The 25,177-nt window shown below is 68.6% G+C and carries 34 protein-coding genes; 23 read left to right on the top strand and 11 right to left on the bottom strand.

Annotated features, from left to right (window positions below; all coding sequences use genetic code 11):
* Positions 1-77: 77 nt before the first annotated feature.
* From ACQ7HM_RS00610 to ACQ7HM_RS00595, 4 genes are read right to left on the bottom strand one after another with little or no spacing between them, the layout of a single operon-like run.
* Positions 78-1,181 (bottom strand): glycosyltransferase family 4 protein, encoded by a 1,104-nt coding sequence (locus ACQ7HM_RS00610; RefSeq protein ID WP_434214324.1) that lies wholly within the window; start codon positions 1,179-1,181, stop codon positions 78-80.
* A complete protein-coding gene (locus tag ACQ7HM_RS00605; protein ID WP_434215585.1) occupies positions 1,178-2,716 on the bottom strand; it encodes a flippase in 1,539 nt (512 codons plus the stop codon). Before ACQ7HM_RS00605 ends, ACQ7HM_RS00610 begins: the two co-directional genes overlap by 4 nt.
* 19 nt (positions 2,717-2,735) lie before the next feature.
* Entirely contained in the window at positions 2,736-3,692 is a 957-nt protein-coding gene (locus ACQ7HM_RS00600; RefSeq protein ID WP_434214323.1) for a glycosyltransferase family 4 protein, read from the bottom strand.
* A gap of 5 nt (positions 3,693-3,697) precedes the next feature.
* Positions 3,698-5,092: an O-antigen ligase family protein gene (locus tag ACQ7HM_RS00595; RefSeq protein WP_434214322.1), complete on the bottom strand. Its 1,395-nt coding sequence runs from the start codon at positions 5,090-5,092 to the stop codon at positions 3,698-3,700.
* 240 nt (positions 5,093-5,332) lie between these two features.
* Here ACQ7HM_RS00595 and ACQ7HM_RS00590 point away from each other — a divergent pair, with 240 nt between their 5' ends.
* Entirely contained in the window at positions 5,333-5,638 is a 306-nt protein-coding gene (locus ACQ7HM_RS00590) for a hypothetical protein (protein ID WP_434214321.1), read from the top strand.
* A 71-nt stretch (positions 5,639-5,709) separates the two neighbouring features.
* Here the strand turns inward: ACQ7HM_RS00590 and ACQ7HM_RS00585 are convergent, their stop codons facing one another.
* The 4 genes from ACQ7HM_RS00585 to ACQ7HM_RS00570 all read right to left on the bottom strand — a co-directional run bounded on the left by ACQ7HM_RS00585 (position 5,710) and on the right by ACQ7HM_RS00570 (position 10,021).
* A complete protein-coding gene (locus tag ACQ7HM_RS00585) occupies positions 5,710-7,077 on the bottom strand; it encodes an AIM24 family protein (protein ID WP_434214320.1) in 1,368 nt (455 codons plus the stop codon).
* A 78-nt stretch (positions 7,078-7,155) separates the two neighbouring features.
* Complete coding sequence (locus ACQ7HM_RS00580; RefSeq protein ID WP_434214319.1) at positions 7,156-7,440, bottom strand: excalibur calcium-binding domain-containing protein; 285 nt, start codon at positions 7,438-7,440, stop codon at positions 7,156-7,158.
* A 116-nt stretch (positions 7,441-7,556) separates the two neighbouring features.
* Positions 7,557-9,176, bottom strand: coding sequence for a hypothetical protein (locus ACQ7HM_RS00575; protein ID WP_434214318.1), 1,620 nt, complete (start codon positions 9,174-9,176; stop codon positions 7,557-7,559).
* Positions 9,173-10,021 carry an ABC transporter ATP-binding protein gene (locus tag ACQ7HM_RS00570; protein ID WP_434214317.1) on the bottom strand — a complete coding sequence of 283 codons (849 nt, stop codon included), beginning with the start codon at positions 10,019-10,021 and terminating at the stop codon, positions 9,173-9,175. Before ACQ7HM_RS00570 ends, ACQ7HM_RS00575 begins: the two co-directional genes overlap by 4 nt.
* Before the next feature lie 270 nt (positions 10,022-10,291).
* Between ACQ7HM_RS00570 and rplN the strand changes: the two genes are divergently transcribed.
* The 4 genes from rplN to ACQ7HM_RS00550 are packed head-to-tail and all read left to right on the top strand — an operon-like array spanning position 10,292 to position 11,749.
* A complete protein-coding gene (rplN, locus tag ACQ7HM_RS00565) occupies positions 10,292-10,660 on the top strand; it encodes a 50S ribosomal protein L14 (RefSeq protein ID WP_045823676.1) in 369 nt (122 codons plus the stop codon).
* Between the two features lies 1 nt (position 10,661).
* Positions 10,662-10,979: a 50S ribosomal protein L24 gene (rplX, locus tag ACQ7HM_RS00560; protein ID WP_045823675.1), complete on the top strand. Its 318-nt coding sequence runs from the start codon at positions 10,662-10,664 to the stop codon at positions 10,977-10,979.
* Between the two features lies 1 nt (position 10,980).
* Positions 10,981-11,562: a 50S ribosomal protein L5 gene (rplE, locus tag ACQ7HM_RS00555; RefSeq protein ID WP_055792507.1), complete on the top strand. Its 582-nt coding sequence runs from the start codon at positions 10,981-10,983 to the stop codon at positions 11,560-11,562.
* 1 nt (position 11,563) lies between these two features.
* On the top strand, positions 11,564-11,749 hold the full coding sequence (locus ACQ7HM_RS00550; RefSeq protein ID WP_434214316.1) for a type Z 30S ribosomal protein S14: 186 nt from the start codon (positions 11,564-11,566) through the stop codon (positions 11,747-11,749).
* A gap of 88 nt (positions 11,750-11,837) precedes the next feature.
* Here the strand turns inward: ACQ7HM_RS00550 and ACQ7HM_RS00545 are convergent, their stop codons facing one another.
* Positions 11,838-12,431, bottom strand: a complete 594-nt coding sequence (locus ACQ7HM_RS00545) for a DUF4262 domain-containing protein (protein ID WP_434214315.1) — start codon at positions 12,429-12,431, stop codon at positions 11,838-11,840.
* A 200-nt stretch (positions 12,432-12,631) separates the two neighbouring features.
* Here ACQ7HM_RS00545 and ACQ7HM_RS00540 point away from each other — a divergent pair, with 200 nt between their 5' ends.
* The 10 genes from ACQ7HM_RS00540 (at position 12,632) to map (ending at position 19,293) form a co-directional block, all read left to right on the top strand.
* Complete coding sequence (locus ACQ7HM_RS00540) at positions 12,632-13,291, top strand: hypothetical protein (RefSeq protein ID WP_434214314.1); 660 nt, start codon at positions 12,632-12,634, stop codon at positions 13,289-13,291.
* Between the two features lie 315 nt (positions 13,292-13,606).
* Positions 13,607-14,005 (top strand): 30S ribosomal protein S8, encoded by a 399-nt coding sequence (gene rpsH / locus ACQ7HM_RS00535; protein ID WP_045823670.1) that lies wholly within the window; start codon positions 13,607-13,609, stop codon positions 14,003-14,005.
* Between the two features lie 12 nt (positions 14,006-14,017).
* On the top strand, positions 14,018-14,554 hold the full coding sequence (gene rplF, locus ACQ7HM_RS00530; RefSeq protein ID WP_045823669.1) for a 50S ribosomal protein L6: 537 nt from the start codon (positions 14,018-14,020) through the stop codon (positions 14,552-14,554).
* Between the two features lies 1 nt (position 14,555).
* On the top strand, positions 14,556-14,972 hold the full coding sequence (gene rplR / locus ACQ7HM_RS00525) for a 50S ribosomal protein L18 (protein WP_434214313.1): 417 nt from the start codon (positions 14,556-14,558) through the stop codon (positions 14,970-14,972).
* A 49-nt stretch (positions 14,973-15,021) separates the two neighbouring features.
* Complete coding sequence (gene rpsE, locus ACQ7HM_RS00520) at positions 15,022-15,708, top strand: 30S ribosomal protein S5 (RefSeq protein ID WP_045823667.1); 687 nt, start codon at positions 15,022-15,024, stop codon at positions 15,706-15,708.
* Positions 15,709-15,713: 5 nt separating this feature from the next.
* On the top strand, positions 15,714-15,893 hold the full coding sequence (gene rpmD, locus ACQ7HM_RS00515) for a 50S ribosomal protein L30 (protein WP_045823666.1): 180 nt from the start codon (positions 15,714-15,716) through the stop codon (positions 15,891-15,893).
* A 3-nt stretch (positions 15,894-15,896) separates the two neighbouring features.
* Positions 15,897-16,337, top strand: coding sequence for a 50S ribosomal protein L15 (gene rplO / locus ACQ7HM_RS00510; protein ID WP_434214312.1), 441 nt, complete (start codon positions 15,897-15,899; stop codon positions 16,335-16,337).
* 271 nt (positions 16,338-16,608) lie between these two features.
* Positions 16,609-17,934: a preprotein translocase subunit SecY gene (gene secY, locus ACQ7HM_RS00505; RefSeq protein WP_434214311.1), complete on the top strand. Its 1,326-nt coding sequence runs from the start codon at positions 16,609-16,611 to the stop codon at positions 17,932-17,934.
* The gene (locus ACQ7HM_RS00500; RefSeq protein ID WP_434214310.1) at positions 17,931-18,476 is read left to right on the top strand and encodes an adenylate kinase; all 546 of its coding nucleotides are present in this window, start codon (positions 17,931-17,933) and stop codon (positions 18,474-18,476) included. The genes secY and ACQ7HM_RS00500 overlap by 4 nt, the downstream gene beginning before the upstream one ends.
* A 10-nt stretch (positions 18,477-18,486) precedes the next feature.
* Positions 18,487-19,293 carry a type I methionyl aminopeptidase gene (map, locus tag ACQ7HM_RS00495; RefSeq protein WP_434214309.1) on the top strand — a complete coding sequence of 269 codons (807 nt, stop codon included), beginning with the start codon at positions 18,487-18,489 and terminating at the stop codon, positions 19,291-19,293.
* A gap of 14 nt (positions 19,294-19,307) precedes the next feature.
* On the opposite strand, the gene ACQ7HM_RS00490 is transcribed toward map, so the two are convergent.
* Together ACQ7HM_RS00490 and dtd are read right to left on the bottom strand one after the other, a co-directional pair.
* Positions 19,308-19,832: a dihydrofolate reductase family protein gene (locus ACQ7HM_RS00490; protein WP_434214308.1), complete on the bottom strand. Its 525-nt coding sequence runs from the start codon at positions 19,830-19,832 to the stop codon at positions 19,308-19,310.
* A 10-nt stretch (positions 19,833-19,842) separates the two neighbouring features.
* Positions 19,843-20,280, bottom strand: coding sequence for a D-aminoacyl-tRNA deacylase (dtd, locus tag ACQ7HM_RS00485; protein ID WP_434214307.1), 438 nt, complete (start codon positions 20,278-20,280; stop codon positions 19,843-19,845).
* A gap of 112 nt (positions 20,281-20,392) precedes the next feature.
* On the opposite strand from dtd, the gene ACQ7HM_RS00480 reads away from it, so the two are divergent.
* The 8 genes from ACQ7HM_RS00480 (at position 20,393) to ACQ7HM_RS00445 (ending at position 25,141) form a co-directional block, all read left to right on the top strand.
* Complete coding sequence (locus ACQ7HM_RS00480; protein ID WP_434214306.1) at positions 20,393-20,875, top strand: hypothetical protein; 483 nt, start codon at positions 20,393-20,395, stop codon at positions 20,873-20,875.
* An 8-nt stretch (positions 20,876-20,883) separates the two neighbouring features.
* On the top strand, positions 20,884-21,717 hold the full coding sequence (locus tag ACQ7HM_RS00475; RefSeq protein WP_434214305.1) for an LLM class F420-dependent oxidoreductase: 834 nt from the start codon (positions 20,884-20,886) through the stop codon (positions 21,715-21,717).
* A gap of 216 nt (positions 21,718-21,933) precedes the next feature.
* Complete coding sequence (gene infA / locus ACQ7HM_RS00470) at positions 21,934-22,155, top strand: translation initiation factor IF-1 (protein WP_007616247.1); 222 nt, start codon at positions 21,934-21,936, stop codon at positions 22,153-22,155.
* A 91-nt stretch (positions 22,156-22,246) separates the two neighbouring features.
* A complete protein-coding gene (gene rpmJ / locus ACQ7HM_RS00465) occupies positions 22,247-22,360 on the top strand; it encodes a 50S ribosomal protein L36 (RefSeq protein ID WP_013127970.1) in 114 nt (37 codons plus the stop codon).
* Between the two features lie 202 nt (positions 22,361-22,562).
* The gene (gene rpsM, locus ACQ7HM_RS00460) at positions 22,563-22,931 is read left to right on the top strand and encodes a 30S ribosomal protein S13 (protein WP_045823657.1); all 369 of its coding nucleotides are present in this window, start codon (positions 22,563-22,565) and stop codon (positions 22,929-22,931) included.
* Positions 22,931-23,341 (top strand): 30S ribosomal protein S11, encoded by a 411-nt coding sequence (rpsK, locus tag ACQ7HM_RS00455; RefSeq protein ID WP_434214304.1) that lies wholly within the window; start codon positions 22,931-22,933, stop codon positions 23,339-23,341. Before rpsM ends, rpsK begins: the two co-directional genes overlap by 1 nt.
* A gap of 22 nt (positions 23,342-23,363) precedes the next feature.
* Complete coding sequence (gene rpsD / locus ACQ7HM_RS00450; protein ID WP_045823655.1) at positions 23,364-23,969, top strand: 30S ribosomal protein S4; 606 nt, start codon at positions 23,364-23,366, stop codon at positions 23,967-23,969.
* A gap of 116 nt (positions 23,970-24,085) precedes the next feature.
* Positions 24,086-25,141, top strand: a complete 1,056-nt coding sequence (locus tag ACQ7HM_RS00445) for a DNA-directed RNA polymerase subunit alpha (RefSeq protein ID WP_045823654.1) — start codon at positions 24,086-24,088, stop codon at positions 25,139-25,141.
* Positions 25,142-25,177: the final 36 nt, after the last annotated feature.

Raw genomic sequence — 25,177 nt, 5'->3', positions numbered from 1 at the left:
GATGAACTCCTTCACGCCGGACGCGCAGTGCACGATCACGAATCAAATGTTTGCCAATCATAACGATGGCCGGCCCCTCATCTGAGCAGATCGGCGAGCATGGCGGGCAGGGTCACCGACAGGTCGTGCCGCTCGGCGACGCGGCGACGGGCGTCGTCCACCATTCGGGCCCGCAGCGCCGCGTCGGACAGGACCCGCCGGAGGGCGTCGGCGAGCGCCGCGGGGTCACCGGGCGGGACGAGTACCCCGGCCCCGCCGGCGAGGAACTCTGTGGTGCCGCCGTGATCGGTCCCGATCACCGGTCGGCCGTAGGCCATCGCCTCGAGGACCGACAACGGCCCGGCCTCGGGTTCGACGCTCGCCGAGACGACGATGTCGAACCGTCGCAGCGCCTCGCACAGGTCGAGGTGGCCGAGGAACTGCACACGGCCGTCGAGATCGGGCTGCGCGGCACGCGCCCGCAGCGCGGCGACGTGGTCGACGTCGCCGGGGAAGTGACCCCCGGCGAACTCGACCCGCACCCCGGGCAGGTCGGCGACGGCGTCGAGCACCACGCGGTGGCCCTTCCACGGCGTGAGAAGCGCCAGCATCCCCACCACCGGCGGGGTGTGCAGGGTGTCGGGCAGGGCGTCGACGGGCCAGGCCACACCGTTGTGCCGGACGTCCACCGGGACCCGCAGTGCCCGCAACGGTGCGGCGGTCGCGTCGGAGACCGCGACCGCGCGGCGAATCCCGGTGCGGGAGAGGCGGATCACGGCGCGCTGGCGGCCGGTGATGACGGTGTCGTGGACCAGCCACGACATCCCGCGCGTCCCGGCGGCCAGCCGCACCGCCGGCAACGCGTTGAGCGAGTTGACCACGACGGACACCCCGGGGGACGCGGCGACCGTGCGCAGACGCCGGCCGGTCCGGAACCAGCGGGCGATGAGCTGCGTACCGCCGACGATGCGTGCAACGCCGCTCTCGCCGGTGAGTCCGAGGTGGTCGATGACCAGGTGGTCGACCGCCGGTGGGAGGCGATCGACGAGCGGACCCGCCGGGCACGCGACGGTCACGGCATGTCCGTCGGCCAGTGCCGCCCGTACGAGGTCGAGCATCACCTTCTCGGCGCCCGACACCTGCCCGGAGTGGGCGACGAAGACGATCGGTCCCCTCGGGGGAGTCGCGACGGGCTCGGTCATGACGTCATCGCCTGCACCTTCGTGTGTCGGCCGGGGGCTCGCGCCGATCCGCGCACCAGCGGCAGGGCGACCAGGGCGACGACGAGGGCCGCCGACACCGACACCACCGGCCACGGGATGATCCGGGCGGCGGGCGTGCCGACCACACACGCGACGGCGGTCACCGCCGCGAGCGTGGCCACCGTGCCGAGCGGGAAGAGCCCGACGATGGGCAGCGTCCGCACGATGACTATCCACAGCACCACGAGGATCGACCCCAGCGTCGCGACGGTGGCGATCGCGGCACCGTCGTAGGACATCCGCGGGATGAGGATTAGGTTCATCACCACGTTGAGGACCAGGCCGCCCAGAGCTACGAGCGGATAGCTGCGGGCGTGTCCCGCCGAGGCCAGCAGGTAGATCCCGAGCACGATGAGCGCGGTGAAGCAGGCCCCGAGGACGAGCATGCGGGCGGCGAACGCGCCGACCACGAACCGGTCGCCGTACAGCAGGCCGATCACCTGGGGCGCCGACGGCCAGAACGCCGCCACCGCGATCGCGCCACCGGCGCCGAACGCCGCGGCCGCCCCACGACACCGCCGTCGGAACACACCCGGCTCGTGCGGCCACGCCGCCACCAGCAACGTCGCGACCGGTCCCGCCGCGGCGAGGACGAACGTGTCGAGGATGTCGGAGAACTTGTAGCCGATTCCGTAGACGCCGACCGCGTCGAAGGTGTCGAGGATGCTGAGCAGGAGCATGTCGACCTTCTGCAGGGCCACGGTGAGGGCGAAACCGATGGCCAGCGGTGCGGCGTCGAGAAGCATCGGCCGCCACCGCGCGACCTCGATGTGTCGCGACGGTCGGAGCCCGCCGTCGCGTCGACTGATCCCGACAGCCTTGATCACCAGGGCGAGGACCTCGTTCACGACCGGGGCCAGCACGAAGATCAGCAGGTAGGGCGCGAACAGGGCGGCGGCGATGGTGAGCGCGAGTTGCACCGTCTGCCCGAGGCTCTCGGCCATGGCCGACAGCAGCAGTCGGTGGCGGCTCTGGAACACGACGGTCAACGCATGGCCGGGGGTCGCGACGACCACGACCAGACCCGCGATCGCCGTGGCCCGGATGACCTCACCCGGGTAGCCCAGCGCCACGACGTAGATCAGGGCGATCACGTAGCCGCCGAGGCCGAGCAGGAGACGCAGCGCGATGAACGCCGACGCGGTGCGCCTCACCTCCTCGGGGTCGTCGACGATGAGCCTGGCCATCACCGCGCGACCGACCCCGAGGTCGGTGAAGATCGCCATGAGCCCGAGCAATGCGAACACGAACGTGTAGTGACCCCACGCCTCCGGGGAGAGGATGCGCGCGATGATCACGCTGCCGGTCCATCCCAGGGCGGCGATCACGACGCGGCTGGCGAGCATCGCGCCCGTCGCCTTCGCCGCGGCCCGGCCATCCGAGGCCGCGCCCTGCGCCGAACCGGGGCCGGTCGGCTCGGGTGCGACGGCGCGCGGATCGGGCGGCGGGGTCGCGACCTGGTTGGCCGATTCCATGCTCACCGCGGTCCCGTCCTCACGGCGAGATCCCCTCGCGCCGGTAGACGTCCACCGTCGCGCGGGCGGTGCGCTCCCATGTCACCGTCTCCATCACCGCGACCGCGGCGCGGCTGAGCTCGGCGCGGGCCGAGGGGTCGTGCACGAGTGGCGCCATGGCGGTCACCCAGTCGGCGACGTCGTCGGCGGCCACCAGTCGCGCGCCGTCACCGACCACCTCGGGCAGCGCACCGACCGCACTCGCGACGACGGCGCCACCGCAGGCCATGGCCTCCACCGGCGGCAGGCCGTACCCCTCGTAGTACGAGGCGTAGGCGGTGACCGTCGCCGCGGCGTACAGCGCCGGTAGGTCGGCGACGTCGACGTAGCCGAGCCCGACCGCCGAGGCGGGGGCGTCGGGACCGGTCGACCCGGCGCCCGCGAGGACGCAGGGGATGCCCAGTTCGGCGGCCGCCGCGGCGACGAGGGCCACGTTCTTGCGCGGCTCGACCGTGCCCACCTGAAGGACGAACCGCTCGGGCAGCCGATGCATCGTACGAACGCGCTCGATGTCGGTCTGCGACGGCGGGCGCGCCCAGCCGGCGGGGGCGAGTTCCACCACATGCGCCTCGCGGCCCGTGACGGCGCGGATGCGCTCGGCGGTGAACGCCGACACCGCGATCAGGACGTCGGCCTTGCGGAGGGATCGGCGGACGAGGACGTTCTCGCCGGCGGCCCGGAACCGGCTCGACGCCGACGGCATGTCGATGACCGACAGGTCGTGCACCGTCGCGACGGTCGTCGTCGGTCCGGCGATCGGCAGGTCGACGTCGAGGCCGTGGAACACCGACGCCCGCAGCGGTGCGGCGCCGTACACCGCACGGCGGGCACCGTCGGACACCGGACGCGTGAGCGCCGTCATCGCCTCGGGCAGTTCGGCCACCGCATCGGCCTGGACGACCGCCGAGGTCGGTGTCGGTGCGAGGAGGTCGGGCATGTGCCTCAGGAGCTCGCGGATGTAGGTCTGTACTCCACTTCCGCCGGGTCGGAGTGCGAGCGCACCGAACGTGAATTCTGCTGTGCCGTTGCGCATCCCACCACTCCCAGGAGAAGCCAAAAATGAAGGTCGAGCGGAAAGATCTCGAAGTAGGTCGCGACGAGACTCGCGGCCATCGCCGCCACGATCGACGCGCTCACCCCCAGCGCCAGGGCGCCGTCGCGGCCGGGCAGCCGGCGTGCGGACTGCACGCACCACACCAGTGCGGTGACGACCACGGCCAGAAAGGCCCACAGCCCGATCGGTCCCAGTTCGAGCAACGTCTTGATGTAGTAGTTGTCGGGCTGATAGTTCGCCGACGTGGACTGCACGAGCCCGCCCCCCGACGCCGTGACCGTCTGCGGTGACTGACCCTGAGCCGTCGAGATCCGGTCGGCGGCAGCACCGCTCGAGCCCAGGCCGCGGCCCAGCGGGTGCACCAGGATGCTCGAGATGATGTCGCTCCACCCGGCCCCGCGTTGACCGAGGCTGCTGGAGGAGAAGAACACCGACGTCGTCGACGACGGGAGGAAGGGGAACGCCGCGACCGCCACGACCAGCAGCGCCCCGAGGGGAGCGAACAGAAAGCGGAAACGGATCACGGCGAGCCAGACGATCCCGACGAGAAGGCCGAGGATCGCCGCGCGGACGACGGAGGTGGCCATCACCACCGCCATCACCGGGGCGAGCCAGAGGAAGATCCGGTTGCGGCGGCGACGGGGTTCGGCCAGGGCCACGGCGCCGCCGACGAGCAACCCGACCATCACGTAGAGCCCGAACCCGAACGGCTGGTTGAAGGTGCTGAACGTGCGGAACAGGGGGCCGCTGGTGCGCACCTGCGTCCCGAAGTCGTAGCCGAACGACACGAGCCTGGCCGGTCCCACGATCTGCTGGACGATGCCGACCGCGCAGGCCACGATGCACATCACCATCACGACGGTGACGAGGTGGTCGCGGTCGCGGGCATCGAACGGTGCCCACCACAGCACCACCAGGACCAGCAGGTAGAAGAACGTGACCTTGGCGCCCACCAGCCCGATCGGCCCGTAGACCACCAGCGCCGAGACGAGGCCGAAGCCGACGAACACGACGATCGCGGGCCAGTAGGGGATGTGCAGCGGTGGTGAGGTGCGGCGCAGACCGCGGCGGGCGAACGCACAGAGGAGGGTCAGCGCGAGGAGCGCCTCCTTCCACGCGGCCGCGACACCGGGTACGGGCGCGATGACGAGGAGTCCGCTCAACGGGGTGAGAGCGGCGAGCAGCAGCAGACCTCGCTGGGGTCGCTGCCAGACGAATCGGACCACGGCGATGAACACCGCGAGGCCGATGACCGCGGCGGCACCGTAGGTGACGAGACGCACCGCGCACCACCTCTCCGCCAGACCGATCTGCATTCGCTGTTCATCATCGCGAATTCTTCGAGCGTTCGGGGGACTTCGGCGGGTCGTGGCGTCACCCACCCCCACTCCGTCGCCGCGGCGTACAGGCAATCGGCAGGTCACGCGGCAGGGAACTGCCAGCGTCGGTTCCTAGCGTCGTGGTTGTCATCCGGTGACGAACTCCGGGCGATGCGACACGACAACGAAGGTGGGTGGAACGCGATGCGTATCAAGAAGATCCTGATCGGCACGGTGGCCGCGGGCGGTATCGGACTGGCGTCGTTGGGCGCCGGGGCAGGGGTCGCATCGGCGGCGCCGACCGCCGTCGCGAGCCATCAGCAGACACAGAACCACGAACAGATCGGCTACTCGTCGCCGTCACGGCCGACCGCGGCCCCGGGACCGGTGCGCCGGCCCGACACCCGGCCGTTCGATTTTCGCGGTCAGCGTGTGACGCCGCAGTTCAGCGCCGACCACCACGGCTGGGGCTTCTGGTTCTTCGGCTTCTGGGTGCCGCTGGCCCTCTAGGCCGCCCCACCCCTCCCTGCGCGGGGCCGGATGCCCATCGGGTGTCCGGCCTCGTTGCGGTGGGTGTCGGGTCAGCGGCCGAGCAGACCGCCGAGTGCGCCGCCGACCCCCGACTGCTCGCCGGCACCGGTCCCGCCGATCATGCCGCCCGGCGGGAGCTCCGAGGGCTGCACGATGACGAAACCCTGGCCGGAGAACGACAGCGTGAACCGTTCACCCGTGCTGCGGCCGATGAGCGTTCCGAGGTTGAACGAATCGTTCTGTTTCACCCCGGTGCGCAGGCTCGACGACCACGCCACGGCCGCCTGCGGATCGGCGTAGGTCGGCTGGTCGACGTTGAGCACCACCGGCGTGCCGTCGGTGGTGATCGCGATACGCCCGCGTCCGGTGAACACACAGTTGAACAGGCCCGCGTTGCTGGCCATGGCCGCGCCCTGCACCCGCGCGATGTTGTAGGTCAGTGTCGATTCGAAAGCGAGCACGTTGGCGCCGTTGATGGTGAGCCCGTCGGTGCCGTCGAGATCGATGAGGTGCACGTCGGTGGATGCGTTGGCGAGGAACAGATCCCCGCGCCCGACGACCTTCATCAACGGCACACCTTCGCCGGAGAGCCGCTGGCGGATCATGTTGCCGATGCCGCCGGACCCGAGTGCCTCGAACTTGAGGTCGCCCTGGTAGGCGACCATCGATCCGGTGCGCGCCATCACGTCGCCGTTGAGGGCGACCTTGCACATCTTGCTGCCCTGCTTCTGGATGCCCGGCGCGCTCGCCTCGGCGTACTGGGGCGCGAACAGTTCGCTCTGCATGGGAGGTCCTCCGGGGGTCGAGACCATGGATGGGGCGGGTGATGCGACTGGTGGTGCAGAGGGTGCCGGCGGCATGGGGGCAGCCGGCGGCGGCGTGGGTGCGGCGGCGGCCGGGGGCGTCGTCGCAGGCTCGGGTTCGTCGTGGATGTCGATGCCGAACGCGGTGGCGATGCCGGCGAGACCGTCGTCGTAGCCCTGGCCCACGGCGCGGACCTTCCAGGCGTCGCCTCGGCGGTAGATCTCGACGCAGACCAGGGCGGCCTCGGTGGTCAGACCCGACATCGCGAACGTGAGGGGTTCACCGCTCGAGTTCACCGTCGCGGTGATCTCTCCGGCACCGGCGAAGGTGGCAGGCCCCGATCCGTCGAGGCTCGCGGTCACCACGACGGTGCTCACGTCGGCGGGCACCGCGGAGGTGTCGACGGCGACGACGTCGCCCGCGCCCCGACCGTGGCGGTATTCGACGCCCGGGCCGACGGGGTTGTTGAAGAACACGAGGTCGGCGTCGGAGCGGACCTTGCCGTCGTCGCCGAGCAGCAGGGCCGAGACGTCGACGGAGTTCGCCGACGTGACGGTGACGGCCACCGCCGATGCCGGCAGCGGACGGTTCTCACCGCGGGCCAGCGCGGTCACGATCGATTCCCCATCACGGCGACCAGTCTTGCAGAATCCCGGCGCGCGGAGTCGGGTGAATCGACGACCGGTGCCGGGTTACTTCTTCTCGCAGGCGATCTTGTCGTTGTCGCGATCGAGGCGGGTGTTGAGTTGGTAGGTGGCCGAGTCGACGGCGAAGTTCGTGACGGGTCGCTTGCTGCCCGACACCTTGTCGCGCGCGCCCGAGACGCCGACCCCGTGCGGGAAAGACTTGTTCAGCTGTGAGCAGTTGCCGAACGTGGTCGCCGCGGAGGCCGGTGGGGCGGTGACGACGGCGCCCAGCGCCATCGTCGCGGACACTCCGGCGACGGCGATCATGCGGATGACTCGGTCACGGTTCACGCTGGGCTCATTTCTCGACGAGGGGTGGGCGTGATGATGATCAGGCCACCATCACCCTTCCGCGTCGGAAATGTCGGTTTGTCGTGCGATCGGCCGACATTCCGATCGACCGGCGGTCAGTCGTCGGCGGTGGCCGGGGCGGTGCCGGTGACCGCGGCCAGGATCTCCGGACCGCGCTGGGCGACGAGGGTGACCGCCCGCCGGTGCGCCCAGATCGTCAGCGGCACGGCGACGACCACCTCGACGGCCACCGCGAGATACGACAGCGGGGTCGGGAGCAGCAGTCCGAGCGCGATGCCGGGGGCGCACACCAGCGCCATCGCGGGGATCGCCGCGAGCGACCACCGCACGCTGTTGCCCGACATCGATCCGCGCGAGTTCATCGACGAGATCGACGAGCCCTCCGGCACCCGATACGGGGCGAGAGCGGGGAGCAGGGCGGCCACCGACGACGCGGTCGCGGCGCCGCCGACGATGACCGCCATCGCGACCGGCCAGGTGGCCGGGTCGGTGTGCCGCACGGTCCGCGCCACCACGGTGCCGACGATGCCGACGGCCAGGGCCAGCAACGCCGCCAGCGTCATGCGCGCGCGGATCACCAGGGCCGCGGCCGAGGGCGCCGTGATCAACACCGCGAACGCCCACCGGTCGAGGCCGAAGGTGTTGGCGAGCATCGACCCGCACATGAACACCACGAGCGGCGCGCCGAACTGCATGCCGTAGGCGTCGGTGCCCGAGAGCATCAGCACCACTCCGATCACGATGAACGCCAGCGGGAGGATGGCGAGCCCGAGCCGCTGGGGATCGGTGACGAGCATGCGGGCCTCGGTGCGCAACACCAGCAGCGTCGGTGACGCGGTGACCCGTCGCGCGTTCTCGCTGCGCCGCGCGCCCGTGGCCGCGGAGACAGCGTCGGAGTACATGGCCTGATCGATCCGTCGCGACCACGTCACGTAGAGGCCGCCCGCCGCGAGGACGAGACCGGCGACCACGAGCACCGCGAGCCACCACCGCCCCGCGGTGATCGACTCGCCGGCCACGACGGGCCAGCCGGTCGGCAGCACGCGCGCCACCACCTGCAGCACGGGGTTGCGCGGATCGATGGTGCCCTGCGACAGGAGCAGGTACACGACGTAGATCGCAGCCACCGCGACGACACTGCTCACCGTCGCGACGAGGCGTCCGGTCTGTGAGCGCATCGCCTGCGCGAACGTCAGACCCACCACGCGCGAACCGATCACCCCGAGTGCCGCGGTGGGCGGTATCGCGACGACGGCGGCGACGATCGCGGCCACGTCGAGGTCGGGGCCGGTGGCGACGGCGAGCGGAACGAGCAGCAACGCGACGATCGCGAACCGGAGTCCGGGGCCGCGCACCATCGCCCTTCCCGAGGCGGTACGTAGCGCGTTCGCCGACACCGGCAGGTGCCGGACATCGGTCGGCGAGACACCCGACGGCCGCGTCGCGATGAGCGGTGCGATCGCGAGCGCGCCGATCACGACGAGTGCACACAGGGCCGCGGTGGTGCGGCGCGGCGCTCCGGCGTCGGTGGCCATCGTGAGACCCACCATCGCGACCAGCAGCAGGACGGCGAACGCGCCCACCAGGATCCGTAGCCCGACGGGCGTGGGCGAGGCCCGTCGGATGGCGCGGTCGAGATCGAGCAACGCCGCGACGGTGTCGCGGGTCGGACGCGACACCGGCTCCGACGCCGGTCGCGACGTGTCGGTGCTCATCGCCCACCGGTCCCACCGTCGAGCCAGTCGAGTCCGGGGGCGGCGGTGTCGGTTCCGATTGTGGAGGATCGGTTCACGGTGTCGACGAGGATCGATTCGAGGCTCGTGCCCGCGCGGACCGCGGCGGTCTCGCCTGCGGTGACCAGTCGCCCCTTGTCGAGGATCGCGACGTGGGTGCAGATCTGTTCGATCAGCGACATGGAGTGGCTCGAGAGGACCACGGTGCCGCCGGTCGCGGTGAAGCGCTGCAGGATCTCGCGGATCGTGACCGCCGAGACCGGGTCGACCGCCTCGAGTGGCTCGTCGAGGACGAGCAGTCGCGGTGAGTGGATGAGCGCGGCGGCGAGGCCGATCTTCTTCTTCATGCCCGCCGAGTACGAATTGACGGGTTTGTCGGCGCTGCCGGCGATGTCGAACACGGCCATGAGGTCGCGGGCGCGGGTGTCGGCGACGTCGGTCGGGAGTCCCTGCAACACCCCGACGTGACGCAGGGCGACGTGGCCGGGCAGTGCCTCGGACATCGTGGGTCCGTCGGGGAGCAACCCGACACGGCCACGCGCGGCGACGGGGTCGGCCCACACGTTGTGCCCGTCGAGGAATGCCGACCCGTGCGACGGCCGCAGCAACCCGGTCGCCATCGACAGCCACGTCGTCTTGCCCGCGCCGTTCGCGCCGACCAGTCCGTACAGCGCGCCGCGGGGGATGGCGAGGCTGACGCCGGAGACCGCGACCTGGCCGTCGTGGATCGCCGTCTTCTCGCCGTAGACCTTCGTCAGGTCGCGGGTCTCGAGCGCAGGGACCGGGCTCGCTGCCCCGTCGGGGGTGCGGGGATGATCGGGGTACACGGGTGTCCTCTCGGGTCGACGTACCGGAATCTTTCGCTGTGCGAATCATATGTGCCGACGATGCCGGGCGGGACGAGAGGGATTTGTTCGCGACCTGCGGGTTCACCTACACTTGACCGGTTGCCTGCGGCACGGTTGTGTCGCGAACCCGAGCGCGAACCCTTCGCGGCCCTCATCGGCCGTGGTCAGGCGTGCGAACGGTGGCAACGGACCGCGTGCGTCGGGTCGGAATCCGGCGTACACACCCACCAGGTCTGAGGAGATCAAACAGTGATCCAGCAGGAGTCACGCCTGCGGGTCGCCGACAACACCGGTGCCAAGGAAATCTTGTGCATCCGTGTGCTCGGAGGCTCGTCTCGCCGGTACGCCGGCATCGGCGACGTCATCGTCGCCACCGTCAAGGACGCGATCCCCGGCGGCAACGTCAAGCGCGGCGAGGTCGTCAAGGCCGTCATCGTCCGCACCACCAAGGAGCGCCGTCGCGCGGATGGTTCCTACATCCGCTTCGACGAGAACGCCGCCGTCATTCTCAAGAACGAGAGCGATCCGCGTGGAACCCGCATCTTCGGCCCCGTGGGCCGCGAGCTGCGCGACAAGCGCTTCATGAAGATCGTCTCGCTGGCCCCGGAGGTGCTTTGACATGAAGGTCCACAAGGGCGACACCGTGATCGTCATCTCGGGCAAGGACAAGGGCGCGAAGGGCAAGGTCATCGAGTCCTACCCCACGCGCAGCAAGGTCCTCGTCGAGGGCGTCAACCGCATCAAGAAGCACACCTCCGCAGCGCAGTCCGAGCGCGGCGCCTCCTCCGGCGGAATCGTCGTCACCGAGGCCCCCATCCACGTCTCGAACGTGATGGTCGTCGACGCCGACGGGACCCCGACACGCATCGGCTACCGCACGGACGACGAGACCGGCAAGCGCGTGCGCATTTCCCGCAAGAACGGGAAGGACATCTGACATGACCACCACCGAGAACAAGGTGCAGCCCCGTCTGAAGGCGCGCTACCGCGCCGAGATCAAGGACGCGCTGAACGAAGAGTTCAAGTACGACAACGTCATGCAGATCCCCGGCGTGGTCAAGGTCGTGGTGAACATGGGTGTCGGCGACGCCGCCCGTGACGCCAAGCTGATCAACGGCGCGGTCAAGGACCTCGAGCTGATCACCGGCCAGAAGCCCGAGATCCGCAAGGCCCGCAAGTCGATCGCGCAGTTCAAGCTGCGTGAGGGCATGCCCATCGGCGCGCGCGTCACCCTGCGTGGCGACCGCATGTGGGAGTTCCTCGACCGGCTCGTGTCGATCGCGCTTCCCCGTATCCGCGACTTCCGCGGCCTGTCGGATCGTCAGTTCGACGGCAACGGCAACTACACGTTCGGTCTCAACGAGCAGTCGATGTTCCACGAGATCAACATCGACAACATCGACCGGCCCCGCGGTATGGACATCACGGTGGTCACCACGGCAACCCTCGACGACGAAGGCCGCGCGCTGCTCCGTCACCTCGGGTTCCCGTTCAAAGACAACAGCGTGAAGGACAACTGACATGGCAAAGAAGGCTCTGGTCAACAAGGCCAACGCGAAGCCGAAGTTCAAGGTCCGCGGCTACACCCGCTGCAACCGCTGCGGACGCCCGCACGCGGTGTACCGCAAGTTCGGCCTGTGCCGCATCTGCCTGCGCGAGATGGCGCACGCCGGCGAGCTGCCCGGTGTGCAGAAGTCGAGCTGGTGACACCGCGCCACCGCTAGAACTGCACCACTGATCCACCCGAGAGGGGCCCGAGTCCACCAGGACTCGGGCCCTTGTCATCGGTGCGACGTCACCGTTTCCGCTTGCGCCGCTGCGCTCGATTGGGGCCGGTCGGTCGGGTGATGAATCGTGGACCGACGTCGCGGGCGAATCCTTCGACACCCTTGAGGTACTGGTCGGCCGGGCGCAGTGAGTACGCCTCCTCCCAGGGATAGGCGCCGTTGTCGTCGGACCAGACCACTTGCAGCACGGTGCTGTTCGGGAACAGTGCGTGGTGGACGCGGAAATCGGTGGTGTCGACGGCCTCGACGAGTCGCACCGCGAGGTCGACGTTCTCGGTGTAGATCTCGGTCTCCTCGGCCACAAGGCGCTCCCACGGCCACATGTCGAGTTCCTCGGCGACGTCGCAGAGCACATCCACGGCGTCGGAGGCGCCGAGCCCGTACACCGCGAGTTCCGGCTCGCCGATGAGCGACCTGCCGCTGGTGTACGCGTAGGGACACGAGGCGGCGACGGCTTCGGGGTCGTTCGCGTGCGTGGCGCAGAGTCCCTCGGCGACGGTGATCGCCATGCCGACGTTCCGGATGCGGTGGATCGTGTCGCGCACCTGGGGGTCGGCGTGCCAGCGAGGCAGGCCGGGCAATCTCGGTTGTGGATCGGTCACGTGGGGCTCCTTGGGTTCGAGGAGCCCGAGCTGACCATCGGCCGCCGACGGATCACGTCGTCCGGCAGCCGGCCCGGGGCGGGTTGTGCACAGTTCGGCGATCATCGACATCCAGCCGTGGAGACCGTCGGGATTCAGGCCACCGTGGTCGTCTCGCCCACTACGGCCCGCGGATCGGACGATCTCCGTAGGTTCAGACGATGGTCAAGTTCATGTACGCGGTGTGGGGGAGCGGTGTCGCCGCCGCGGGCATCGCTGCCGATCTTCGCGCTGCGGGCGCCGATCGCGTGCAGATCAACATCGGCGGGACGCCGGAACTCGAGGGCGCGATGACGCTGTCGACGTTCGCACCGCCGATCGCCGCCGTGATCAGCGTGTGGACCGACGACGACCCCGCCGGGGTGACCGACGTCCTTGCCGGGAAGACCGAGCGCATCGTCGGGTGGGAGGTCGTTGAACGCCGACCCATCGACCCGCCGCCGACACCCGACGGCGAACCGGCCGAGGCGATGGCCAACGTCGCCTTCCTGCGCCGACCGGCGTCGATCGACCGCGATGAATGGCTCCGACGCTGGCTCGACGACCACACGCCCGTCGCGATCGCGACCCAGGCCACCTCCGGCTACATCCAGAACATCGTGCAGCGACCGGTCACCGAGACCCCGGAGCACGTCGACGCGATCGTCGAGGAGCTGTTCCCGCTCGCCGCGGCACACGATCCGCACGCGTTCTACGGCAGCGGGGGAGACGACGCGGAGCTGACGCGTCGGATGACGGCCATGCTCGACAGCGTCGTCGCGATCGGTGCCCACGAGAACATCGACGTGGTGCCGACACGACGCTTCGTGTTCGGCTCCTGACGTGCGATTTGGCGTGGTCGGCGCTCTTCCCTACACTTGAACGGTTGCCCGGACTCGGGTGCGTTGTCGCGCGCCCGTCATCGTTCGAGGTGACCACACAATTTTCGAACTCTTCCAGCTCGAAATTGCCGGTGGTGCTCACGCACCACCGGGGTACCACCCCTCACCGGCGATCGTCGGTGAGGACATGCACAACACGCTTCGTAGCAGGCCCACGACGTGACGTGAGAGGCCGCCGGGCGCCCCTGGGGCGACGACGGAACCGACACGCGCGTGCTGTATGGGAACCGCCACGAGAAAGGTTGACGGTCACTCATGACCATGACTGATCCGATCGCAGACTTCTTGACGCGTCTGCGTAACGCCAACTCGGCGTTCCATGACGAGGTGACCCTGCCGTCGTCGAAGATCAAGGTGAACATCGCCGAGATCCTCAAGCGCGAGGGCTACATCACCGAGTTCCGTACCGAGGACGCGGCGGTGGGCAAGAGCCTCGTCGTCACCCTCAAGTACGGCCCCAGCCGTGAGCGGAGCATCGCCGGCCTGCGCCGCGTCTCCAAGCCCGGACTGCGGGTCTACGCAAAGTCCACCAACATGCCGAAGGTGCTCGGCGGCCTCGGCGTGGCCATCATCTCCACGTCCTCGGGCCTGCTGACCGATCGCCAGGCAGCCAACCAGGGCGTCGGCGGCGAAGTCCTCGCCTACGTCTGGTAAGGGGCCAACACAATGTCGCGTATTGGAAAGAACCCGGTCGCCATCCCGGCCGGAGTGGACGTGAAGATCGACGGGCAGGCCGTCTCGGTCAAGGGCCCCAAGGGTGAGCTCTCGCTGACCGTGGCCGAGCCCATCTCGATCGCCAACGAGGACGGCACCATCGTGGTGACCCGCCCCAACGACGAGCGCCGCAACCGCTCGCTGCACGGCCTCAGCCGCACCCTCGTGGCCAACCTGGTCACCGGTGTGACCCAGGGCTACACCACGAAGATGGAGATCTTCGGCGTCGGTTACCGCGTGCAGCTCAAGGGCAAGGACCTCGAGTTCGCCCTCGGTTACAGCCATCCGGTGCCGATCGAGGCCCCCGAGGGCATCACCTTCGCGGTGGAGTCCCCGACCAAGTTCTCGGTCTCGGGCATCGACAAGCAGCAGGTCGGGCAGATCTCGGCCAACATTCGCCGCCTGCGGCGTCCGGACCCCTACAAGGGCAAGGGCATCCGCTACGAGGGTGAGCAGATCCGCCGCAAGGTCGGAAAGACGGGTAAGTGACATGACTGAAACCACTGTGAAGACAGCATCGGGCACCAAGCGCGTGCCGGTCGGCAAGGACGTGTCGACCCGTCGTCGTCGTTCCACCGGGCGCCGCCACTTCCGGCTCCGCAAGAAGATCAGCGGCACCCCGCAGCGACCGCGTCTCGTGGTCAAGCGGTCGTCGCGACACATCCACGTCCAGCTCATCGACGACCTGGCAGGCAACACCCTTGCCGCCGCGTCGACGATCGAGGCCGACGTGCGCAGTGCCGGCGGCGACAAGTCGGCGCAGAGCCGCAAGGTCGGCGAGCTGATCGCCGCCCGCGCCAAGGCCGCCGGCGTCGACACGGTCGTCTTCGACCGTGGCGGGCACGACTACCACGGACGGATCGCGGCACTCGCCGACGCCGCCCGCGAGGGAGGCCTGCAGTTCTGATGACCACCACACACACCAGCACTCTCAGTGCACACGGAAGGACCATCTGATGCCGGGACGTCAACGGCGTGACGGCGGAACCGGACCCGCCACCAGCACCGACCCCAACGCACCCGCGACCGCGGGCGCAGCCGACAACCGTGGCGGCGGCGATCGTCGCGGCGGCGGCGGCGACCGTCGTGGCGGTGGCCGCGACGGCCAGCGTGGCGGGCGCGAGCAGGACAAGAACCGGCTCGAGCGCGTCGTCGCCATCAACCGCGTGTCCAAGGTGGTCAAGGGTGGACGTCGGTTCTCCTTCACCGCTCTCGTTGTCGTCGGTGACGGCCAGGGCATGGTCGGTGTCGGCTACGGCAAGGCCAAAGAGGTCCCCGCCGCCATCCAGAAGGGCGTCGAAGAGGCTCAGAAGAACTTCTTCCGCGTCCCGCTGATCGGCTCCACCGTCACCCACCCGGTCCAGGGTGAGGCGGCGGCCGGTGTCGTCATGTTGCGTCCGGCCTCGCCCGGTACCGGTGTGATCGCCGGCGGCGCGGTGCGTGCCGTGCTCGAGTGCGCAGGCGTCCACGACGTCCTCGCCAAGAGCCTCGGCAGTGACAATGCCATCAACGTCGTCCACGCCACCGTGGCCGCACTGAAGATGCTGCAGCGTCCCGAAGAGGTCGCGGCCCGCCGCGGCCTGCCCATCGAAGACGTCGCACCCGCAGGCATGCTGCGGGCGCGCGCCGGACAGGGAGTGTGACCGACATGGCAGAGCTGAAGATCACCCAGATCAAGGGCACGGTCGGAACCAAGAGCAACCAGCGTGACAGCCTGCGGACCCTCGGACTGAGGAAGATCCGTCAGACCGTCACCCGCGAGGACACCCCGGCCAACCGCGGCCTCATCAACGTGGTGCGCCACCTCGTGACAGTCGAAGAGGTTTAAGCGATGACCATCAAGCTCCACCACCTTCGTCCCGCACCGGGCGCGAAGACCGAGAAGACACGCGTCGGTCGCGGTGAGGGATCCAAGGGTAAGACCGCCGGTCGCGGCACCAAGGGCACCAAGGCGCGCAAGAACGTCCCCGCGGCCTTCGAGGGCGGGCAGATGCCGATCCACATGCGGCTGCCCAAGCTCAAGGGCTTCACCAACCGCAACCGCGTCGAGTACCAGGTCGTGAACCTGGGCGACATCGCGCGGCTGTTCCCCGAGGGGGGCACCATCGGCGTCGACGACCTCGTCGCCAAGGGTGCGGTCCGCAAGAACGAGTTGGTCAAGGTCCTCGGCGACGGCGATCTGTCGGTCGCCGTGCAGGTCACCGCCAACAAGTTCTCCTCCTCGGCAACCGAGAAGATCAGCGCAGCAGGTGGCAGCACCACGCTGCTGTGACACCGCCGGTCTCCGCGGTGCCCGATGTTCGACCGGGCACCGCGGGGACCACTGTTAGAGTTCAAGAGTTGTCTGGTCGCCGCCCGACACCCGAGATCTTCGGGGCCGGAACGGAGACCACCGTGATCACCGCCGATCCTCCTCGCGCCCCGCGCACGGAGTTCGGCCGACCATAACGACTGATCACCCCTGTGCGACTGCGTCGACCACGGTTTACCGGGTCCGACGTGATGCCGCAGGCAGGCGCGTGCTCGTTCGGCAGGAGGAATTAGTGCGTTCCGCCTTTGTCTCGGCCATCCGGACACAGGACCTGAGACGGAAGATCCTCTTCGTCATCGGGATCATCATCCTGTACCGCCTGGGCGCGACCATCCCCTCACCCGGTGTCGACTACCGCCAGGTGCGTTCCTGCCTCGACGAGGTCTCGCGCGGCGATTCGGCCGGCATCTACTCGCTGATCAACATGTTCTCCGGCGGCGCGCTCCTGCAGCTGTCGGTGTTCGCGATCGGCATCATGCCGTACATCACCGCCAGCATCATCGTGCAGCTCCTCACCGTGGTGATCCCCCGGTTCGAGCAGCTGCGCAAGGAAGGCCAGTCCGGCCAGGCCAAGATGACGCAGTACACCCGCTACCTCACGGTGGCGCTGGCCCTGCTGCAGTCGACCGGCATCGTGGCGCTGGCCGACCGTGGTGATCTGCTCCGTGACTGCTCCACCGGCAGCGAGATCCTCCGCGACAAGTCGATCTTCGGCCTCATCATCATCGTGCTCGTCATGACCGCCGGCGCCTGTGTCGTCATGTGGTTCGGCGAGCTGATCACCGAGCGCGGCATCGGCAACGGCATGTCGCTGATGATCTTCGCCGGCATCGCCGCACGCATCCCCTCCGAGGGCAAGCAGATCCTCGACACCCGCGGTGGCCTCGTGTTCGCACTGGTTCTCGTCGCGGCTCTCGCCATCATCGCGGGAGTGGTGTTCATCGAACAGGGCCAACGCCGAATACCCGTGCAGTACGCCAAACGCATGGTCGGCAGGAAGATGTACGGCGGGTCCTCGACCTATCTGCCGTTGAAGGTGAACCAGGCCGGCGTCATCCCCGTCATCTTCGCGTCGTCGCTGCTGTACCTGCCCAACCTCATCGTGCAGCTCACGCAGAGCAGCACCGGCGAGCAGCCCACCTGGCAGCGCCTGATCCAGACCTACCTGGTCAACCCCAGCAACGGTGTCTACATCGCCGTGTACTTCCTGATGATCATCTTCTTCACGTACTTCTACGTGGCGGTGACGTTCAACCCGCAGGAACGTGCCGACGAGATGAAGAAGTACGGCGGCTTCATCCCGGGTATCCGCCCGGGTCAGCCGACGGCCGACTACCTCGGCTACGTGCTGAGCCGCATCACGCTTCCCGGCTCGATCTACCTCGGCGTGATCGCGGTCCTGCCCAACCTGTTCCTCGAGATCGGCAACAGCGGCGGTGTGCAGAACCTGCCGTTCGGTGGCACCGCGGTGTTGATCATGGTCGGTGTCGGACTCGACACCGTGAAGCAGATCAACAGCCAGCTGATGCAGCGCAAGTACGAAGGGTTCCTGAAGTGAGACTCGTGATCCTGGGCCCGCCCGGCGCCGGCAAGGGAACGCAGGCCGAGATGCTGTCGGAAAGCCTCGGCATCCCGCACATCTCCACCGGTGACCTGTTCCGCGCGAACATCACCGAGGGCACCCCGGTCGGCATCGAGGCCAAGAAGTACCTCGACGCCGGCAACCTGGTGCCGTCGGAGATCACCGTCGACATGGTGCGCGCCCGGGTCGCCGAACCCGACGCCACCGAGGGCTTCATCCTCGACGGCTTCCCGCGGTCGACCGAGCAGGCCGACGCGCTCGAGCACATCCTGTCCGACCTGGGCGGCAAGCTCGACGCCGTGCTCTCGTTCGAGGTCGACGAGGACGTCGTGGTCGACCGCATGCTCGCCCGCGGTCGCGCCGACGACACCGAGGACGTCATCCGCAACCGCATGCAGGTCTACATCAAGGAGACCTCCCCGCTGCTCGACTACTACGGCGAGCAGGTCACCGTCATCGACGCGATCGGCGACGTGGGCGAGGTCCACCAGCGTGTGCTGCGCGCGCTCAACCCCTGAGTCGGCTGTGATGGGTCTGCGTAAACAGAAGGTCGTCCCGTTCAAGTCCGCCGGTGAGCTCGACGCCATGGAGGCGGCCGGTCGCATCGTCGGACAGGCGCTCGCCGCGGTCCGGGAGGCCGCCACGGTCGGCGTGAGCACACTCGAACTCGACGAGATCGCCGAGACGGTGATCCGGGAGGCGAACGCCGTCCCGTCGTTCAAGGGCTATCACGGGTTCCCGGGCTCCATCTGCAGCTCGGTGAACGACGTCGTCGTGCACGGCATCCCGTCGAGGGACATCGTCCTCGCCGAGGGTGACCTGGTGTCGATCGACTGCGGCGCCATCCTCGACGGCTGGCACGGCGACTCGGCCTGGACCTTCGGTGTCGGAGACCTGAGCGAGGCCGACGAGGCGCTCAGCGAGGCGACGCGCACCTCCATGCTCGCCGGCGTCGCGGCGATGATCGCGGGCAACAAGCTCACCGACGTCTCCCACGCCATCGAGCTCGCCACCCGCGAGGCCGAGAAGACCCACGGTCGTCCGTTCGGCATCGTGGCCGGTTACGGCGGTCACGGCATCGGCACGCAGATGCACATGGAGCCGTTCCTCGCCAACGAGGGCAAGCCGAACCGCGGACCGGGACTGGTCGTGGGCAGCACCCTGGCCATCGAGCCGATGCTGACCCTCGGCACCGTCGAGACCTCGGTCCTCGACGACGACTGGACCATCGTCACCGACGACGGCTCACGCGCCGCGCACTGGGAACACACCGTCGCGGTCACCGAGGACGGCCCGCGCATCCTCACACCGCGGCCCGACACCGCCGCCTCGTAACCGGATCTGCGGGCTCACGCCCGCAGCCATCGCGCGCCGACGAAGTCGCGATTGCGACCCGTGCCCGCGAGAGTCCACTCCGAGCGCGTCGGCAGCACCGGGCGCCCGGAGCCCAACGTGCACGGCGCGAAGTGCACCCACATCTCGTCGATGAGCCCCGCCGCGACGTACTGCGCGGCGAGTTCCCCTCCGCCGACCACCCACACGTCTCCCGGACCGGCGGCGTCGAGCAGTCGGGGGTGGAGTTCGGCGACCTCCCCGGAGAACGTCGCCACAGCATCGTGGTCGGGACGGACGATCTCCGGTCGGTGCGTCACGACCCACGCGGGCATCTCGTACGGCCAGGCGCCGTTCTCGTGCTCGACGACCCACTCGTAGGTCGTCGCACCCATCACGATCGCCCCGACGCCGGCGATGAACGGTGTGTAGCCGTCGAACCCGTCGGTGTCGATGTCACGCGACGTCAGCCAGTCGAGGCTTCCGGCGTCGTCGACGATGAAGCCGTCGAGGCTCGATGCGGTGTAGTAGATCGTCGACACGGTGACGTCCTCACATCTCGATCCCGATGGTCACCGGTCCGTCGTTGACGCTGTGGACGCGCATGTGGGCGCCGAACCGGCCGGTGGCCACCGTAGCGCCGAGATCGGACAAAGCGGTCGCGAACAGGTCGACGAGCGGCTCGGCGACGCTGCCCGGCGCCGCGGCGTTCCAGGACGGCCGGCGCCCCTTCGTCACGTTCGCGTACAGGGTGAACTGGCTGATCACGAGTATCGGGGCGCCGAGGTCGGCCGCCGATCGTTCCCCGTCGAGGATGCGCAGCCGCCACACCTTGTCGGCCAACGCCCGCGCGATGTCGTCGGTGTCGTCGTGGGTCACGCCGACGAGCACGACGAGTCCCTGCCTCCCGCGGTCGAGGTCGAGCCGTCCGACGATCTCGTCGTCGACCTCCACATGTGCTTCGGTCACCCGGGTCACCACTGCGCGCATGAGCACCGACGCTAGCCCGGTGACATCCGACGGCGTCAAGATCTTGCGACCCGGCGTTGAGATCGCGTTCAGACCCTGGTGGGCGTGCGGGTGACGGGGCGACGGTGGAGACGTGACCACCGCGCAGCGCATCCGCCCGACCTGTACCTCCGACGTCGCGCTGTCGGCGCGCGGGGTGGTGGTCGTGCCCGTCGACGACGTCGGCGCACCGTGTCACGAGGCCATCGTGCGGGCGCGGTGCTTCGGACGCATGGTCCGTGCGGTGCACGTGTGCCCCGCCGGACATGACCACCCCGAGCTGCGGCGGTGCTGGCAGACCGAGCACCCGTTGGTCGACCTGGTCATCATCGACGCCGAACCGCACGAGCGGGCGGCGACGCTCATCGCCGAGTGGGTGAGCGTGATGAGTGCGGTCGACGACCTGCTGGTGGTCCTCGCCGACGGTCCCACGAACGGCGACGCCCACGCGCTCTCGACCGATCTGGCCCGTGCACTCGAGGCCGCGCTGGTCACGTCGCCGAGGGTGCTCGTCGCCCACCTGCACGCCGGTCGACCCGGTGGGCCGGCGGAAGCATACGACCCGACTCGGGGTTGACTGGTGACATGAGCACCGCGACCGGCAGACACGCATTCGGCACCCACGGCATCTGGGCCCCGTTCTCCGGTGTGACCGGCGAGCAGGCCGCCCGCATCGAACAGCTCGGGTACGGCACGATCTGGCTCGGTGGGTCGCCGACGTCGCTGACCCCGGCCCGTCGACTCCTGGAGGCGACCTCGGGCATCCGGGTGGCCACGGGCATAACCAACATCTGGAACACCGATCCGGCCGCGATCGCGGGCGAGTTCGCCGACCTCGACTCCGACTTCCCGGGCCGCTTCTACCTCGGCGTGGGCGTCGGTCACCGCGAGGCGACCCAGGAGTACGCGTCGCCCTACGACTCGATGGTCGACTACCTCGACGCCCTCGACGCGAACGGTCTGCCCGTCGAGCGTCGGGTGCTGGCCGCTCTCGGCCCGAAGATGCTCCGTCTGGCCGCCGACCGGTCGCTGGGCGCGCACCCGTACCTGACCACCCCCGATCACACGCGGTACGCGCGCGAGCAGATGGGCGACGCCGCGTTCCTCGCGCCGGAGCAGAAGATCGTGCTCGAGACCGATGCGGTCACCGCCCGCGAGATCGGCCGGCCGCCGGTGGAGAACCCGTACCTGCACCTGCGCAACTACGTGGCGAACCTGAAGCGCCTGGGCTACACCGACGCCGACATCGCAGACGGCGGCAGCGATGCGCTGATCGACGACCTCGTCGCCCACGGTGACGCCGAGACCGTGCGGGCGAAGGTCGATGCGCACCTGGCGGCCGGAGCCGACCACGTGGCGCTGCAGGTGCTCGGCGCCGACGACATCACCGACGTGCTGGAGATGTTGCCCGCGGGCTGACCTGCGATTTGGAGGGTCATGCGCAGGCAGCGTAAAGTGGAACGCTGGTGCGCTTCGCGCCGGTACTGCCGTGTCCACAGGTTGTTCGATGTGGGCGCGGTTCCGGCGAATCGACTCGGTGAACAGCAGTCTTGCTCACATCATCGGCCGACGTGCGTACCGACACGGTAAACGAGATGTCGTCGCTGCAGTGCGGTGACAGAGATTGTGGAGGACATGGCCAAGAAAGACGGCGCCATCGAGGTCGAAGGCCGCGTGGTCGAGCCCCTGCCGAATGCGATGTTCCGCATCGAGCTGGAGAACGGTCACAAGGTGCTCGCGCACATCAGCGGCAAGATGCGGCAGCACTACATCCGCATCCTGCCCGAGGATCGCGTGGTCGTGGAGCTCTCGCCCTACGATCTCGCCCGCGGTCGGATCGTTTACCGCTACAAGTAGCGACTTCCCGGGTATCCACCCGGGTGGCACCACCCTCCGACGGCGCGCTCCGGCGTGCCCGAGGAACCCCACCACCGAGAGGCACAACGACGTGAAGGTCAACCCGAGCGTCAAGCCGATCTGTGAGAAGTGCAAGGTGATCCGCCGCAACGGCCGGGTCATGGTGATCTGCGACAACCTGCGCCACAAGCAGCGTCAGGGCTGATCTGCACTCGATACGACCATCGCGTCGCATCACAGATCGCTTGAGTACGAACGACAACTGAACATCGAGCACCACCATGAAACTCCCAGCACCAGCGACCACAACCGCGTGATCGCCCACCTCTGGACGAAGGCCGGAGCCCCGAATCTCGATTCGCGGGGACGGACTGGGAGCAGACCTTCGAAACGAAAAGGAATGCCAGATGGCACGTGTTTCTGGTGTCGATCTCCCGCGCGAGAAGCGCTTGGAGATCGCACTGACCTACATCTACGGGGTGGGTCGTACCACTTCCAAGGAGATCTTGGCCGGCACCGGGCTCAGCCCCGACCTGCGCGCCAAGGACCTGACCGACGCCGATGTCGCGAAGCTTCGCGAGTACATCGAGGCCTCGGTGAAGGTCGAGGGTGACCTGCGTCGCGAGGTGCAGGGCGATATCCGTCGCAAGATCGAGATCGGCTGCTACCAGGGGATCCGGCATCGCCGTGGTCTGCCCGTCCGTGGACAGCGCACCAAGACCAACGCCCGCACCCGTAAGGGACCCAAGAAGACCATCGCCGGGAAGAAGAAGTAATGCCCCCCAAGTCACGTAGCGCGGGCCCCAAGAAGGGCACGTCGCGTCGCCGCGAGAAGAAGAACGTCCCGCTCGGCCAGGCGCACATCAAGTCCACGTTCAACAACACGATCGTGTCGATCACCGACCCGGCCGGAAACGTCATCTCATGGGCGTCCTCGGGCCATGTCGGCTTCAAGGGTTCGCGTAAGAGCACCCCGTTCGCCGCGCAGCTCGCTGCCGAGAACGCCGCTCGCAAGGCCCAGGAGAACGGCGTCAAGAAGGTCGACGTCTTCGTGAAGGGCCCGGGTTCGGGCCGAGAGACCGCGATCCGTTCGCTTCAGGCCGCCGGCCTCGAGGTGGGCACGATCTCCGACGTCACCCCCGCCCCCCACAACGGCTGCCGCCCGCCCAAGCGGCGTCGCGTCTAAGCGGGAAAGGTAAGGAAAAACCATGGCTCGCTATACCGGACCCGCAACCAAGAAGTCGCGCCGTCTGCGCGTCGACCTCATCGGCGGAGACCAGGCATTCGAACGTCGCCCCTACCCGCCGGGCCAGCACGGCCGCGCGCGCATCAAGGAGAGCGAATACCTGATGCAGCTGCAGGAGAAGCAGAAGGCCCGCTTCACCTACGGCGTGATGGAGAAGCAGTTCCGTCGCTACTACGAAGAGGCCAACCGTCGCAACGGCAAGACCGGTGACGAGTTGCTCGCCATCCTCGAGACCCGTCTCGACAACGTCGTGTACCGCGCGGGCCTCGCTCGGACGCGTCGTCAGGCGCGACAGATGGTCACCCACGGCCACCTCACCGTCAACGGTGTGAAGGTCGACGTGCCCAGCTACCGGGTGTCGCAGTACGACATCGTCGACGTGCGTCCGAAGTCGCTGCAGACCGTGCCGTTCCAGATCGCCCGCGAGATCCAGGGCGATCGGGTGGTGCCGGGCTGGCTGCAGGTGGTCCCGTCGACCCTGCGCATCCTGGTGCACTCGGTTCCGTCGCGTGCGCAGATCGATGTGCCGCTCACCGAGCAGCTCATCGTCGAGTACTACTCGAAGTAATGCGGTCCGATCCGCGTCGGGTTCCCCGGCGCGGATCGTCCCACCCCGGACGGCACACGCTGTTCGGTCTCTCGGGCGTCAAATAGCGGACGTCCACACAGGAGGAACACCCTTACATGCTCATCTCACAGCGACCCACACTCTCCGAGGAGATCGTCGCCGAGGATCGCTCGAAGTTCGTCATCGAGCCCCTCGAGCCCGGTTTCGGCTACACCCTCGGCAACTCGCTGCGGCGCACGCTGCTGTCGTCGATCCCCGGCGCAGCGGTCACCAGCATCCGCATCGACGGTGTGCTCCACGAGTTCACCACGGTCCCCGGGGTCAAGGAGGATGTCACCGACATCATCCTGAACCTCAAGGGCCTCGTGGTCAGCTCCGAGGAGGACGAGCCGGTCACCATGTACGTGCGCAAGCAGGGACCGGGTGCTGTCACCGGTGCCGACATCGTGCCCCCGGCCGGTGTCACCGTGCACAACCCCGATCTGCACATCGCGACCCTGAACGACAAGGGCAAGCTCGAGGTCGAGCTCGTCGTCGAGCGTGGTCGTGGCTACGTCCCCGCCGTGCAGAACAAGGCGTCCGGCGCCGAGATCGGCCGTATCCCGGTCGACTCGATCTACTCGCCGGTCCTCAAGGTGACCTACAAGGTCGAGGCCACCCGCGTCGAGCAGCGCACCGACTTCGACCGTCTGGTGCTCGACGTCGAGACCAAGAACTCCATCACCGCACGGGATGCGCTGGCCTCGGCCGGCAAGACCCTGGTGGAGCTGTTCGGTCTGGCCCGTGAGCTCAACGTCGAGGCGGAGGGCATCGAGATCGGCCCGTCGCCCGCCGAGGCAGATCACATCGCGTCGTTCAGCCTCCCGATCGAGGATCTGGAGCTGACCGTCCGGTCGTACAACTGCCTCAAGCGTGAGGGTGTGCACACCGTGGGCGAGCTCGTCGCCCGCACCGAGTCCGACCTCCTGGACATCCGTAACTTCGGTCAGAAGTCGATCGACGAGGTGAAGGTCAAGCTGCACGCGCTCGGCCTCGCACTCAAGGACAGCCCGGCCAGCTTCGATCCGTCGCAGGTCGCCGGATACGACGCCGCGACCGGCACCTGGTCGGATCCCGCCGCCTTCGGCGACGCGGACTCCGGCGAAGACTACGCAGAGACCGAGCAGCTCTAACCCACTTTTCTCGGTCTGCGCGTGACGCGCCGGACC

Origin of the sequence: Williamsia sp. MIQD14 (assembly GCF_051025635.1) — a bacterium.
Taxonomy (GTDB): Bacteria; Actinomycetota; Actinomycetes; order Mycobacteriales; family Mycobacteriaceae; genus Williamsia_A.
The sequence above is the reverse complement of the archived record's forward strand: the minus strand, read 5'-3'. Positions and strand labels throughout refer to the sequence as shown.

Excerpts from the sequence above, each read along its gene's own strand:
- rpsM (WP_045823657.1), top strand. The coding sequence starts at position 22,563 with ATGGCACGTGTTTCTGGTGTCGATCTCCCGCGCGAGAAGCGCTTGGAG.
- ACQ7HM_RS00445 (WP_045823654.1), top strand. The coding sequence starts at position 24,086 with ATGCTCATCTCACAGCGACCCACACTCTCCGAGGAGATCGTCGCCGAG.
- map (WP_434214309.1), top strand. The coding sequence starts at position 18,487 with ATGGGTCTGCGTAAACAGAAGGTCGTCCCGTTCAAGTCCGCCGGTGAG.
- rpsK (WP_434214304.1), top strand. The coding sequence starts at position 22,931 with ATGCCCCCCAAGTCACGTAGCGCGGGCCCCAAGAAGGGCACGTCGCGT.
- ACQ7HM_RS00550 (WP_434214316.1), top strand. The coding sequence starts at position 11,564 with ATGGCAAAGAAGGCTCTGGTCAACAAGGCCAACGCGAAGCCGAAGTTC.
- rplO (WP_434214312.1), top strand. The coding sequence starts at position 15,897 with ATGACCATCAAGCTCCACCACCTTCGTCCCGCACCGGGCGCGAAGACC.
- rplF (WP_045823669.1), top strand. The coding sequence starts at position 14,018 with ATGTCGCGTATTGGAAAGAACCCGGTCGCCATCCCGGCCGGAGTGGAC.
- infA (WP_007616247.1), top strand. The coding sequence starts at position 21,934 with ATGGCCAAGAAAGACGGCGCCATCGAGGTCGAAGGCCGCGTGGTCGAG.
- rpsD (WP_045823655.1), top strand. The coding sequence starts at position 23,364 with ATGGCTCGCTATACCGGACCCGCAACCAAGAAGTCGCGCCGTCTGCGC.
- rpmD (WP_045823666.1), top strand. The coding sequence starts at position 15,714 with ATGGCAGAGCTGAAGATCACCCAGATCAAGGGCACGGTCGGAACCAAG.
- rpsE (WP_045823667.1), top strand. The coding sequence starts at position 15,022 with ATGCCGGGACGTCAACGGCGTGACGGCGGAACCGGACCCGCCACCAGC.
- ACQ7HM_RS00540 (WP_434214314.1), top strand. The coding sequence starts at position 12,632 with ATGGTCAAGTTCATGTACGCGGTGTGGGGGAGCGGTGTCGCCGCCGCG.
- ACQ7HM_RS00610 (WP_434214324.1), bottom strand. The coding sequence starts at position 1,181 with ATGACCGAGCCCGTCGCGACTCCCCCGAGGGGACCGATCGTCTTCGTC.
- ACQ7HM_RS00590 (WP_434214321.1), top strand. The coding sequence starts at position 5,333 with ATGCGTATCAAGAAGATCCTGATCGGCACGGTGGCCGCGGGCGGTATC.
- ACQ7HM_RS00605 (WP_434215585.1), bottom strand. The coding sequence starts at position 2,716 with ATGGAATCGGCCAACCAGGTCGCGACCCCGCCGCCCGATCCGCGCGCC.
- dtd (WP_434214307.1), bottom strand. The coding sequence starts at position 20,280 with ATGCGCGCAGTGGTGACCCGGGTGACCGAAGCACATGTGGAGGTCGAC.
- ACQ7HM_RS00600 (WP_434214323.1), bottom strand. The coding sequence starts at position 3,692 with ATGCCCGACCTCCTCGCACCGACACCGACCTCGGCGGTCGTCCAGGCC.
- rplX (WP_045823675.1), top strand. The coding sequence starts at position 10,662 with ATGAAGGTCCACAAGGGCGACACCGTGATCGTCATCTCGGGCAAGGAC.
- rplR (WP_434214313.1), top strand. The coding sequence starts at position 14,556 with ATGACTGAAACCACTGTGAAGACAGCATCGGGCACCAAGCGCGTGCCG.
- ACQ7HM_RS00475 (WP_434214305.1), top strand. The coding sequence starts at position 20,884 with ATGAGCACCGCGACCGGCAGACACGCATTCGGCACCCACGGCATCTGG.
- rpsH (WP_045823670.1), top strand. The coding sequence starts at position 13,607 with ATGACCATGACTGATCCGATCGCAGACTTCTTGACGCGTCTGCGTAAC.
- ACQ7HM_RS00575 (WP_434214318.1), bottom strand. The coding sequence starts at position 9,176 with ATGAGCACCGACACGTCGCGACCGGCGTCGGAGCCGGTGTCGCGTCCG.
- rplE (WP_055792507.1), top strand. The coding sequence starts at position 10,981 with ATGACCACCACCGAGAACAAGGTGCAGCCCCGTCTGAAGGCGCGCTAC.